This window comes from Pseudomonas mohnii (assembly GCF_900105115.1).
Classification (GTDB): domain Bacteria; phylum Pseudomonadota; class Gammaproteobacteria; order Pseudomonadales; family Pseudomonadaceae; genus Aquipseudomonas; species Aquipseudomonas mohnii.
The window spans coordinates 5418794-5431787 of sequence record NZ_FNRV01000001.1 but is presented as its reverse complement, the minus strand read 5'-3'; the positions used below and the strand labels follow the sequence as shown (position 1 = coordinate 5431787).

Annotated in this window: 8 protein-coding genes; 3 read left to right on the top strand and 5 right to left on the bottom strand. The window is 61.4% G+C overall.

Annotated features, from left to right (window positions below):
- Nucleotides 1–11 precede the first annotated feature (11 nt).
- The 3 genes from BLV61_RS25410 to BLV61_RS25400 form a co-directional block, all read right to left on the bottom strand.
- Complete coding sequence (locus BLV61_RS25410) at nucleotides 12–425, bottom strand: ANTAR domain-containing protein (protein ID WP_047527369.1); 414 nt, start codon at nucleotides 423–425, stop codon at nucleotides 12–14.
- Nucleotides 426–577: 152 nt separating this feature from the next.
- A complete protein-coding gene (gene mgtA, locus BLV61_RS25405; RefSeq protein ID WP_090468206.1) occupies nucleotides 578–3295 on the bottom strand; it encodes a magnesium-translocating P-type ATPase in 2718 nt (905 codons plus the stop codon).
- A gap of 457 nt (nucleotides 3296–3752) precedes the next feature.
- Nucleotides 3753–4235, bottom strand: a complete 483-nt coding sequence (locus BLV61_RS25400) for a sigma-70 family RNA polymerase sigma factor (RefSeq protein WP_047527365.1) — start codon at nucleotides 4233–4235, stop codon at nucleotides 3753–3755.
- Between the two features lie 850 nt (nucleotides 4236–5085).
- On the opposite strand from BLV61_RS25400, the gene BLV61_RS25395 reads away from it, so the two are divergent.
- Nucleotides 5086–7548 (top strand): TonB-dependent siderophore receptor, encoded by a 2463-nt coding sequence (locus tag BLV61_RS25395; protein WP_090468203.1) that lies wholly within the window; start codon nucleotides 5086–5088, stop codon nucleotides 7546–7548.
- A gap of 163 nt (nucleotides 7549–7711) precedes the next feature.
- Here the strand turns inward: BLV61_RS25395 and BLV61_RS25390 are convergent, their stop codons facing one another.
- Nucleotides 7712–8887 (bottom strand): MFS transporter, encoded by a 1176-nt coding sequence (locus tag BLV61_RS25390; protein WP_047527357.1) that lies wholly within the window; start codon nucleotides 8885–8887, stop codon nucleotides 7712–7714.
- Nucleotides 8888–9061: 174 nt separating this feature from the next.
- Here BLV61_RS25390 and BLV61_RS25385 point away from each other — a divergent pair, with 174 nt between their 5' ends.
- A complete protein-coding gene (locus BLV61_RS25385; protein ID WP_090468201.1) occupies nucleotides 9062–10888 on the top strand; it encodes a glycoside hydrolase family 15 protein in 1827 nt (608 codons plus the stop codon).
- 35 nt (nucleotides 10889–10923) lie between these two features.
- Here BLV61_RS25385 and BLV61_RS25380 read toward each other — a convergent pair whose 3' ends face one another.
- Complete coding sequence (locus BLV61_RS25380) at nucleotides 10924–11907, bottom strand: GlxA family transcriptional regulator (RefSeq protein WP_090468199.1); 984 nt, start codon at nucleotides 11905–11907, stop codon at nucleotides 10924–10926.
- 90 nt (nucleotides 11908–11997) lie between these two features.
- Here BLV61_RS25380 and inhA point away from each other — a divergent pair, with 90 nt between their 5' ends.
- A complete protein-coding gene (inhA, locus tag BLV61_RS25375; protein WP_090468197.1) occupies nucleotides 11998–12684 on the top strand; it encodes an isonitrile hydratase in 687 nt (228 codons plus the stop codon).
- Nucleotides 12685–12994: the final 310 nt, after the last annotated feature.

The following is a 12994-nucleotide window of genomic DNA, read 5'->3' as shown; positions in this document are numbered from 1 at the left end:
GCCTCTGCGAACTACCTGACAGAAATGACAGTGCCGACAAACGGTAGGCGCGGATCGATGATCGCCATCAGGCGCTGGATCGTCCCCGGATCCGGCAGCGAGGCATGGCTCACCTGAATTTTCTGCTGCTCGCAGGCTGGGACAGGCGGCAGTTGCGCCTGCTGGCCGTCGTAGATCAACACGCGATCCAACTGCCGATTGTCGAGGCAGTAATCCAACAGATCCAGCTTCCCGCCCGGCAGTGCGGCATTGATGACCAACAGGTCGAATGGCTCGCCACCGTATTCCACCAGGCTCAGCAACTCGTCGAGATTTTGCACTGGCGCTATCCGAAAATAATTAAGTTGGTTGAACCAGCGCTCGATTCTCAGCCGATTGAAGTGTTGCTCGTCAGCGATCAGGATGCGTAAGGACTTGTTCGACAACGTGCGCCCCAGAAAGGTGTCAGATGAGTGAGGGCGCAAGGCTACGGAAGACCTGTCGAGCTTTCTGTAGGACTTTTCCTAAATCCCGTGCCCCGTTGGCGGCGCGTTCTCCCGCAGGCACCGGGCTTGCCCGGCGCCTGCGGTTGACAGCCTTATTGCCAGCCGAATCGCCGGATGTAGAACCCCTTCACCGCCTGGGTCAGGCCCATGTACGCCAGCAGAATCACCGGCAGGAATACAAAGTACAGCGATGGCAGCGCCTGCAGTTTGAAGTAGTGCGCCAGAGGTCCCATCGGCAGGAAAATGCCCACCGCCATGATGACCGCGGTCATCACCATCAACGGCATCGCCGCGCGGCTTTGCAGGAACGGGATCTTCGGCGTGCGGATCATGTGCACGATCAGCGTCTGGGTCAGCAGCCCGACCACGAACCAGCCCGACTGGAACAGGGTTTGATGGTCCGGGGTGTTCGCGTCGAACACGTACCACATCAACGCAAAGGTGGTGATGTCGAAGATCGAGCTGATCGGCCCGAAAAACAGCATGAACCGCCCGACGTCGGCGGGTTGCCAACGCTGTGGTTTTTTCAGCATGTCCGCGTCGACGTTATCGAACGGAATGGCAATCTGCGAGATGTCGTAGAGCAGGTTCTGCACCAGCAGGTGCATCGGCAACATTGGCAGGAACGGAATGAATGCACTGGCCACCAGCACCGAGAACACGTTGCCGAAGTTCGAACTGGCCGTCATCTTGATGTACTTGAGCATGTTGGCGAAGGTCCGCCGACCTTCCAGTACGCCCTCCTCCAGCACCATCAGGCTCTTTTCCAGGAGGATGATGTCCGCCGCCTCCTTGGCGATGTCCACGGCACTGTCCACCGAAATCCCGATGTCGGCGGTGCGCAGGGCCGGCGCATCGTTGATGCCGTCGCCCATGAAGCCGACCACATGGCCATTGCCCTTGAGCAAACGGACGATGCGCTCCTTGTGCGATGGCGTGAGTTTGGCAAACACATTGGTGTGCTCCACCGCCACCGCCAGTTCCGCGTCGCTCATGCGCTCAACGTCATTGCCCATGAGCAGGCCTTGTTGCTCCAGGCCGACTTCACGGCAGATCTTCGCGGTGACCAGTTCGTTGTCGCCGGTCAGCACTTTCACCGCCACACCGTGGGCGGCCAACGCCTTGAGCGCGGGCGCGGTACTTTCTTTCGGCGGGTCGAGGAAGGCGACGTAGCCGATCAGCGTCAGGTCCCGTTCATCCGCCAGGCTGTAGGCGTCACGCCCTTCAACCATCGGCCGCGCGGCCACGGCAACCACCCGCAGCCCTTCAGCGTTGAAAGTCGCGGTCACTTGGCGAATCCGCGCCAGCAGTTCCTCGCTCAGCGCTTCGTCAATCTCGCCATGGCGCACCCGCGAGCAGACCGCCAGCACCTCTTCGACCGCCCCTTTACAGATCAGCAAGTGTGGCTGATCACGCTCGGCCACCACCACCGACATGCGCCGGCGATTGAAATCGAACGGGATCTCGTCAACCTTGCGAAACGCCGTGCCGACTTTCAGTTCGCGGTGGATTTCCACGTGTTCAAGCACCGCCACATCCAGCAGATTTTTCAGACCGGTCTGGTAGTAGCTGTTCAGGTACGCCATTTCCAGCACATCGTCGGAGTCGTTGCCCCAGACATCGACATTGCGCGCCAGGAAGATTTTGTCCTGGGTCAGGGTGCCGGTCTTGTCGGTGCACAGCACGTCCATGGCACCGAAGTTCTGGATGGCGTCGAGGCGTTTGACGATGACTTTCTTGCGCGACAGGAACACCGCACCCTTGGCCAGGGTCGAGGTGACGATCATCGGCAGCATTTCCGGGGTCAGGCCCACGGCGATCGACAGTGCGAACAACAGCGCTTCGGTCCAGTCGCCCTTGGTGAAGCCGTTGATGAACAACACCAGCGGCGCCATCACGAACATGAAGCGGATCAACAGCCAACTGACTTTGTTGACCCCGGTCTGGAACGAGGTCGGTGCCCGGTCGGTGGCGCCGACCCGCTGCGCCAATGCGCCGAAATAAGTACTGTTGCCTGTGGTCAGGATCACCGCCATGGCCGTGCCCGACACCACGTTGGTGCCCATGAACAGAATGTTGTCCAGGTCCAGCGGGTTGCAGGTGTCGTTGTCCTGCTGGCGTGGAAACTTCTCCACCGGCATCGATTCACCGGTCATGGCCGCCTGGCTGACGAACAAGTCCTTGGCGCTCAGCACCCGGCAATCGGCGGGAATCATGTCACCCGCCGAGAGCACGATCAGATCGCCTGGCACCAGTTGCTTGATCGGCAGTTCGATGCGCTGGGCACCGTGGTCCTCCAGATCCCGCCGCAGCACAGTGGCGGTGTTGCTCACCATGGCCTTGAGGGCGTCGGCGGCCTGGTTGGATTTGGTTTCCTGCCAGAAGCGCAGCAAGGTCGAGAGCACCACCATCGAGAAAATCACGGTGGCGGCCTTCATGTCTTCGGTCAGCCAGGAGATCACCGCCAGCAGGGTCAGCAGCAGGTTGAACGGGTTTTTGTAGCAGTGCCACAGGTGAACCCACCATGGCAGCGGTTGTTCGTGTTCGACTTCATTGAGGCCGACCTGCTCACGCACGGCTTCGGCTTCGAGTTCGCTCAGGCCGTCGGTGTGGCTGCCGAGGCTCTCCAGCAAGTGGCCGGTATCGCTGATCGCGGCGTTGACCAGGGTTTGTGCCAGGGTGGGCGGGACCTCACGGCTGACCGTGGTGTCGGTGAAATTTTCCAGCAGTGCCAGGCGACGGAAGTGCCGGGCAATGTGGCGGGTGCGCAGGAATCCGGCAAAGAATTCCTTGAGCAGGGTCAGGTTCATGGCAGTTCCCCCAGGGTCGGCCAGGAAACCGTCGAGCAGGCGTGTCGATGCGCCGCGATGACGACACAAAGTCGAACATCACGCACGGTTCAGCGTCGATGAGAGGACGTCGGGAATCCAGCCTGGGCCGGCCGGAATCGGGATGCCGCTGCTCGCTTTACGGCGAGACAACGGCATAAAAAAATGCGCGTTATCTTGCCGGGAAGGTGCCGGTTATCGAAACCGGCCGACTACTGTCACTCGAACAAGTACCCACTGTGGGTCTCCGCTATTGATGAAAACGCGCGAAGCTTACGCCCCGGTTTTTGGAGAGTAAACCTGTTACAGAATCTTGCAGGGGGAATCGTGTGGTTCTTCAGGAAGGGTTCAGTTTACAAGCGTTGCAGCGCTTTTGAGGGCCCTGTTACGCAGCGGCTGCAGGCTGTTTTTTCATGATAAGGACGGGGCAACGGGCCGATCAATGCGCATCCCATTGCCGCATGCGCACCCGGCAGTGCTTCATCGCATTGACAATGTGCTTTTCGACCATGGCCTTGGAAATACCCAGGTGCTCGGCGATCTGCGGGTGTGTCAGACCTTCGATCTTGCGCAGCAGGAAGCTCTCGCGGCACAGCTGTGGCAGTTCGGCCAATGCGCGCTGGAGCATGTCGATGCGTTGGCCATGGTCGAGGCTGTTGAGGGGCGATGGACTGACACAGCGTTCTTCGCTGTCCAGCACTTCCAGCGATTCGACCTGGCGCAGGGCATTGCGCCGATGATTATCGATCACCAGGTTCAGCGCGGTGCGATAGAGAAACGCCCGCGGCTGCTCGATCGGCGTGTCACTGGAGCGTTCCAGGACACGCAGGTAAGCGTCATGCACCACATCTTCGGCCACCTGACGGTTGCCGAGCTTGGCGTTCAGGAAACACACCAGCTCGCGATAGTAGTTTTCCAACATGACTCCCGTCCGCACGGGTGCGGTTTCTGTCCTTGAGCGACTTGATCGGACACTGAAGCAGGCAGTGGCACGATAGTGGCAATTTGAGGTGCGTAATTTATAGTAATTCTCATATAGATTTAAAGTAATGCTTTGCCCTGCTCGGAAATAGTCGTGGACCCACGCACCTGAAGGTTGTTTTTCGCCCCCGCTCCGCCGTTTTCTGTAGGAGCGAGCCTGCTCGCGAAAAACGTCAACGATTACGCGAGACAACCTGGCGATACGCGGCGCCCAGACGTCCATCGCGAGCAGGCTCGCTCCTACAGGTTGTTTTTCGCCCCCCGCTCCGCCGTTTTCTGTAGGAGCGAGCCTGCTCGCGAAAAACGTCAACGATTACGCGAGACAACCTGACGATACGCGGCGCCCAGACGTCCATCGCGAGCAGGCTCGCTCCTACAGGTTGTTTTTCGCTCCCGCTCCGCCGTTTTCTGTTGGAGCGAGCCTGCTCGCGAAAAACGTCAACGATTACGCGAGACAACCTGACGATACGCGGCGCCCAGACGTCCATCGCGAGCAGGCTCGCTCCTACAGGTTGTTTTTCACCCCCCGCTCCGCCGTTTTCTGTAGGAGCGAGCCTGCTCGCGAAAAACGTCAACGATTACGCGAGACAACCTGACGATACGCGACGCCCAGACGTCCATCGCGAGCAGGCTCGCTCCTACAGGTTGTTTTTCGCCCCGCCTGAACCTAAAAACCTCAGCCATTCATCATTCTGAAATTTCTTTTCCGGTTTCGCGCCCACGCCCCGTCTTAATAATAATTCCCATTAACAAAAACTCCGCACGACCCTTTTCAGGAGCACAGGCAAGTAATGCGATCCCTTTCACGCCGCACACCTCTCGCGCTGGCCGTTCAGCGCCCGACCCTGCATCGAACCCTGCTGACCGGCATTCTGCTGACCGCCACCTTGCTGGGGAGCTCGATGGCCAATGCGCAACCGGTAAAAGTCAGTATTGCCGTGCAACCACTGTCCAGCGCCCTGACGGAACTGGGCATGCAGACCAACCTGCAGATCCTGTACAGCCCCGATCAAGTGGCCGGCCTCAAATCCCGCGCGGTGTCCGGGTCGCTGGAGCCTTCCGCGGCATTGGCCGAAATGCTCAAGGGCAGCGGTATTTCGTTCCAGATCAATGGCAACAGCGTCACGCTGACGTCCGGCGGTGCCTCCAGCCTGCAACTGGGCGCGACCACCATTTCCGGCCAGGCCCTGGGGCTGGTCACCGAAGACACCGGCTCCTACACCACTGGCGCGACCACCACCGCCACCAAGCTGCCGCTGACCATTCGGGAAACCCCACAGACAGTCACCGTGATCACCCGCCAGCAAATGGACGATCAGGGTTCAAAGAGCGTCGGTGATGTGCTGCGCAATACCCCGGGGGTCTCGGCGCAAAAGTACGACAGTGACCGTACCGAGTTCTCCGCTCGCGGCTTTGCCATCACCAACTTTCAGTACGACGGCGTCAACATCCCTTACGACGGCGTCTACGGTGAAAACCCGAACAACAGCGACGACGCCGCCAGCCTGGATCGGGTCGAAGTCATCAAGGGCTCGACCGGCCTGATGACCGGCGCGGGCGACCCGTCGGCCACCGTTAACCTGGTACGCAAGAAGCCGACCAAGGACTTCAAGGCGTCGATCAGCGCCACCGCCGGTTCCTGGGACAACTACCGCACCGAAGGCGACATCTCCGGTTCGTTGACCGATTCGGGCAACGTGCGAGGTCGCTTCGTCGGTGCCTATCAGGACAAGGATTCGTACATCGACCACTACAGCCAGAAAAAAGACCTGTTCTACGGCATCCTCGAAGCCGACCTGAGCGACGACACCCTGCTGACCTTCGGCGTCGACAAGTCCAGCGCCACCCCGCGCGGCAGTTCCTGGACCGGCAACGCGGTGTACTTCACCGATGGCGGCCGTACCGATTTCCCGCGCAGTTTCAACCCGGGTGCCGACTGGAGCCGTCGGGATTTCGACAGCACCACCTACTTCGCCGCCCTGGAACAGGCACTGGCCAACGACTGGAAACTCAAGCTCAGCCTCGACCAGAAAACCACCGACCACGACACCCGCCTGGCCTCGGCCAGCGGCGGTAGCCCGGACCGCGCCACCGGTGAAGGCATGTTCCTTTATTGGGGCCGCTGGGAAGGTCATCGGGTGCAGAACACCGCTGACGTGAACGTCACCGGCCCATTCACATTGGGCGGTCGCGAGCATGAACTGGTGGCAGGTTTCATGACCTCCCACTCCCGTCAGACCGGTGCGACCTACGACACCAGCGCCACCGGCCTGGTCCCGGGCAGCATCTATGACTGGAACGGCGACCTGGCGTACCAGGACTTCCCGAAAAACGGCAAATACGAGCGCACCCAGAGCCAGAACGGCATTTACCTGGCCACGCGCCTGCGCCCGACCGACGACCTGTCGTTCATCCTCGGCGGCCGCCTGAGTACCTTCAAGTACAACGAAGATTACCGCTACAACGCTGACGCCGGTCAGGCCGACACCCATGCCGGCTATAAGGAACACGGGGTCGTCACGCCTTATGCCGGTGTGGTCTACGACCTCAACGACACCTACTCGGTCTATGCCAGTTACACCAACATCTACCAGCCTCAAATCTACAAAGACGCCAGCGGCAAGACCCTGGACCCGGTCGAAGGCGACAGCTATGAAACCGGTCTGAAAGCGGCCTACCTCGATGGCCGACTCAACGCCAGCCTGGCCCTGTTCCGCATCGAGCAGGACAACGTCGCCCAATACGTCATCACCGACACGAACACCGGCCAGGACATCTACAAACCGACCTCCGGCGCGACCACCAAGGGTGTCGAACTGGAACTGGCCGGCGAACTGGCCGAAGGCTGGAACGTCTCGGCCGGCTACACCTACGCCCGTACCCGCGACAAGGACGAACAGCGCATCTACGGCTTCCCGCTGGCCACCACCAAACCGGAACACGTCGTGCGCACCTTCACCACCTATCGCCTGCCCGGCGTACTGGACCAGGTCACCGTCGGCGGCGGCATCAGCTGGCAGAGCGCGTTCTACGGCCAGAGCTCCAGCCCTACCGAAGGCGCCACTTCCCTCAAACAAGGCGGCTACACCCTGGTGGACCTGATGACCCGCTATCAGTACGACGATCACCTGAGCTTCACCGTCAACGCCAACAACGTGTTCGACAAGCGCTACCTGACAGGCCTGGGCAACTTCGGCACCACGTTCGACGGCGAACCGCGCAACCTGCAACTGACCGCGAAGTACAACTTCTGAGCGGGTGAACCGAAATGAAAAATGCCCGCATTGTGAGATGCGGGCATTTTTTGTCGTCTGCGATGCCGTCATCGCGAGCAGGCTCGCTCCCATAGGGATGCAGGATGGCCACAAACGGTGCAGTCGCATGGGTTAACGGTGGGAACAAGCTCCCCCGGGTGAATCATCCTTTCAAATGACGGTGGCTTTGCACCGCCGAACCCAGTACCACCGCCCCCGCCGCAATCGCCACCCAGAATCCGCTGCGCGCCCCGAAGGCATCCACCAGCCACCCCGAACTGGCGGCGCCGATTGCCACGCCGATGCTTAACCCGGTGACCAGCCAGGTCAGGCCTTCGGTGAGTTTGGCCGGCGGCACGATTTGCTCCACCAGGGCCATGGCGACGATCAGCGTCGGCGCAAAAAACAGCCCGGCGACGAACACCGCCAGCGACAGCCCGAGAATGTTCACCGCCAGCAGCAGCGGCAAGGTGGTCACCGCTGTCGCCACTCCGCCGTACAGGAACAATCGCGGCAGCGGCACGCTCGAGCGCAATGCGCCGAACGCCAGTCCGGCCAGGCACGAACCAATGGCATACACCGACAACACGACGCTCGCCGCCGCCGGTTGCCCCTGTTGCTGGGCGAAGGCCACGCTGACCACATCCACCACGCCGACGATGGTGCCCATGGCGACCATCAACAGCATCAGCAACTGAATGTCCCTTGAACGGATGATCGACCCCTGGTGATGTTCTTCATGGGGATGCAGCGCGGGCTCGGTGTCGCGTTGCAACACAAACGCGGTCACGCCGATCGCCAGCATCAGTGCCGCTGCCAAGGGCCCGGCCTCGGGGAACGCCACCACGCACAGCCCGACCGACAAGGGCGGCCCGACAATGAAGCAGACTTCGTCCAGCACCGATTCCAGGGCATAGGCCGTTTGCAGTTGCGGCTGACCGCGATAGACCTCGGTCCAGCGCGCCCGCACCATCGCCGACATACTCGGCATGCAACCGGCCAGCGCGGCGAACACGAACAGCGTCCAGTGCGGCGCCTGCAAGCGGGTGCAGAGCAACACCATCAACAGCGCCCCGCCCCCGACCAACGCCGACACCGGCAAGATTCGCCGCTGGCCAAAACGGTCCACCAGCCGCGACACCTGCGGCGCACAAAACGCCGTGGCCAGGGCAAATGTCGCCGCCACCGCCCCGGCCAACCCATAGCCGCCCTGCAACTGCGAGAGCATGGTGATCAGACCGATGCCGGTCATGGAAATCGGCATGCGCGCGATCATCCCGGCCAGCACGAAGGCGCGGCTGCCAGGGGCGTTGAACAGTTCGCGGTAGGGGTTCGCCATGGGGTCCGGCCTCGATAGGGGCCTGCAAAGTGCCACAACGGCGGATTGAGGGGGAAGCGGCAATTTGTTGCTTGAATGTGAAGGCCACAGACACCCTGCTCTCCCATCGAATGAACTCCAGGGCGTTCGGGCCAGTCAGTTGCATAGGAGCTCAACTCCCGGAGTTTCACGGTTATGCCTGATCATCATCCGGAACGACAAAGCCCCATCGACGCCCACGGCATCATCGGTGACATGCGCAGCGCCGCGCTGGTCAACGACAAGGGCAGCGTGGATTTTTTCTGCTGGCCGGAGTTCGACAGTCCGTCGATTTTCTGTTCGCTGCTGGACACCCCCGAGGCCGGTATTTTCCAGCTGTCCCCGGATTTGCCCGATGCGCGTCGCGAGCAGATTTACCTGCCAGAAACCAACGTGCTGCAAACCCGTTGGCTCAGTGACCGCGCTGTTGTTGAAATCACCGATCTGCTGCCCATCGGCGACACCGAAGATGATTTGCCGATGCTGATGCGTCGGGTGCGGGTGGTCAGTGGCCGGGCGACGTTTCGCCTGCGCTGCGCCGTACGCCATGACTACGCCCGCGCCAAGACCCTCGCACGACTGGACGGCAAGGACGTGATTTTCAGCGCCGCCGATCAACCGTCACTGCGGCTGTCCACGGACCAACCGCTCAGGATCGACGGCAACGTGGCGGTCACCGAATTCACCCTCGAACAGGATCAGGCCACCGGGTTTCTGCTCGGCGCCATCGACGATCCGCGCTTCAGGGAGGGCGCCGCCGATCTGTGTCTGGAGCGCACCCTGAAGTTCTGGCGCGACTGGATCAGGCAGTCCAGCTATCGCGGGCGCTGGCGGGAAATGGTCAATCGCTCGGCACTGGCGATGAAGCTGCTCACCTCGCGCAAACACGGCGCCATCCTCGCCGCCGCGACCTTCGGCCTGCCGGAAAGCGTTGGCGGCGAACGCAACTGGGACTATCGCTACACCTGGATCCGCGACGCCTCGTTCACCGTTTACGCCTTCATGCGCCTGGGTTTCGTCGACGAGGCCAACGCCTACATGCGCTGGTTGCGCGGGCGGGTCAGTGACTGTCGGGGCCACGCGATGAAACTCAATATCCTGTATGGCATCGACGGCCGTCAGGAACTGCCGGAAATCGAACTCACACACCTGTCCGGCCATGGTGGTGCAACTCCGGTGCGCATCGGCAATCTGGCGTATGCGCAGGTGCAACTGGATATCTTCGGCGAGCTGATGGACGCGGTGTACCTGGTCAACAAGTACGGCGAAGCCATTTCCCACGAAGGGTGGAAGCACACGGTAGAAGTGGTCGATCAGGTCTGCGAAACCTGGCAGCAGGGCGATGTCGGCATCTGGGAAATGCGCGGCGAGCAGCATCATTTCCTGCATTCGCGCCTGATGTGCTGGGTGGCGCTGGACCGGGCGATCCGCCTCGCCTCGAAACGCTCCCTGCCCGCCCCGTTCGCCCGTTGGGACCAGACGCGGCAGGCCATCTATTCCGATATCTGGGAAAATTTCTGGCACGAGGAACGCGGGCATTTCGTCCAGCACATCGGCAGCACCGCCCTCGATGGCTCGATGCTGCTGATGCCATTGGTGCGTTTCGTCAGCGCCAAGGACCCACGCTGGCTGGCCACCCTCGATGCCATCGAAAAGAACCTGGTGCGCGACGGCATGGTTTATCGCTATCACAATGACGACAACCCCATCGACGGCCTGCCCGGCACCGAAGGCGCGTTCGCCGCGTGCTCGTTCTGGTACGTCGAATGCCTGGCCCGGGCCGGCCGCGTGGAAAAGGCCCATCTGGAATTCGAACAGCTGCTGCGCTACGCCAACCCGCTGGGGTTATACGCGGAAGAATTCGACAGCCAGGCGCGGCACATGGGCAACACGCCGCAAGCGCTGACGCACCTGGCATTGATCAGCGCGGCGTGTTTTCTGGATCGGAAATTGAGTGGGGAGAAGAGTGTGTGGCAGCCTTGAACGGACTGACTACAGTGGCAACGCCAACATCCCGTTCAAGGCAGCACTGGATCTGTCCCGGCATTGACGGAAAACCGCTCACGATAGGCTTGTGGTGTCACGCCCATGGCGCGCAGAAAGCTGCGACGCAGGGTTTCCTCGCTGCCGAACCCGCATTGCACGGCAACCCGTTTGATCGGCACGCCGGTGTCGCTGAGCAGCCGTCGCGCGGTCTCGACGCGGATCTGCTCGATGGCCCGTGCCGGGGTCTGGCCGGTGTCGGCGCGGTAGTGGCGCACGAAGCTGCGCTCGCTCATGCCGGCCTGCTGGGCCAGGGTCGGAATGCCGAGGTCCTTGGTCAGGTTTTCGCTGATCCAGGCGTGAAGCTCGTCGAACCGGTTGCCTTCTTTTTGCAAGGACAGGGTCACGCTGAATTGCGACTGACCGCCGGGCCGCTTGAGGAACACCACCAGTTGCCGGGCAACTTCCAGGGCCATGCCACGGCCGAGGTCTTGCTCGACCATGGCCAGCGCCAGGTCGATGCCGGCGGTGACCCCGGCCGAGGTCCAGACCGGACCGTCGTTGATGAAAATCGGATTGGGTTCGACCTGCAATTGCGGATGCTGCTGCGCCAGCTGCTCGCAACGGGTCCAGTGCGTCACCACACGCCGCCCATCGAGCCAGCCACTGGCCGCGAGCAAAAACGCCCCGGTACATACGGATGAAACCCGCCGACACCCCGCTGCATGCTCGCGCACCCACGCCACCAGCGGCAGATCTTCAGCCGCCGCATAAACGCCCCAGCCGCCGGCGATGATCAAGGTGTCGCTGCCCTGCTCCGGCAACGGTTCGGCCAGCAAGGCCAACCCCGCCGACGACATCACCGCCCCGCCGCCGCTGGCGATCACCGTCGGCGCATAGGGCGGCGGCAAGCCTTGCTGACGGGCGATGTCGTTGGCCGAAGCGAAGACCTGCAACGGCCCGGTGACGTCCAGCAATTGCACGTTGGTGAAGGCGAGCACATGAATGGTCTTGGGCATGATTGGCGTAATTCGTGGGGTAATTGGCGTATGCGCCAAATCCTACGAGCCTACAGTGAAGCCGTCCACCCACTTCATGAGAAATACACCATGACCTTGCACATCGGTTTTCTGTTGTTTCCACAGGTTCAGCAACTCGACCTGACCGGCCCTTACGACGTGCTGGCCTCGCTGCCGGATGTGAAGGTGCATTTGATCTGGAAGGACCTGATGCCGATCACCGCCAGCACCGGTCTGATGTTGAAACCGACCGTCACCTTTGACGACTGCCCCGCGCTGGATGTGATCTGCATTCCGGGCGGCAGTGGCGTCGGGCCTTTGATGGAGGATGAGCAGACCCTGGATTTCATCAGGACCCAGGCTGCCAAAGCGCGGTATGTCACCTCGGTCTGCACCGGTTCGCTGGTGCTCGGTGCAGCGGGCCTGCTCAAGGGCAAGCGTGCAACCACCCACTGGGCCTATCACGAACTGTTGGCACCGCTGGGGGCGATTGCGGTGAAAGACCGGGTGGTGCGCGACGGCAATTTGCTGACCGGTGGTGGAATCACCGCCGGCATCGATTTCGCCCTGACCCTGGCGGCGGAGTTGTTCGATAAGGACACCGCCGAACTGGTGCAATTGCAGCTCGAATACGCCCCGGCGCCGCCGTTCGCCGCAGGTAGTCCGGAAACGGCGCCCGCCAGCGTATTGGAAGAAGCCCGCAAACGCGCTGCCGGTTCATTGAAGCTGCGCGCAGAAATCACCGAACGTGCTGCGGCGAAACTGGATCGACGCTGACAGAAATGGCTGCGGGAGCCGGGTCCCCGCAGCCAGTACATTTCTTGCGCCCATAAAAAAACCCGCCGAGGCGGGTTCTTCCAAGACCATTACGACTCCCTGTCGTCAGCATTCCATGCAGGCCGATCATCCGTGATCCTGAGCACTCCCTGTGCTTCAGTGGATGGGGCCAGAATACGCACGGGATCCAATCTGCGATAGAGGACATATCTACTAACACTTGTAGGACATTCGCTATAGTCGACCTTCCGAAATCCCTGAGATACGTCGGAAATCGAGCAAGGAGGCCGCGAGTGACGCAACCGGTGGC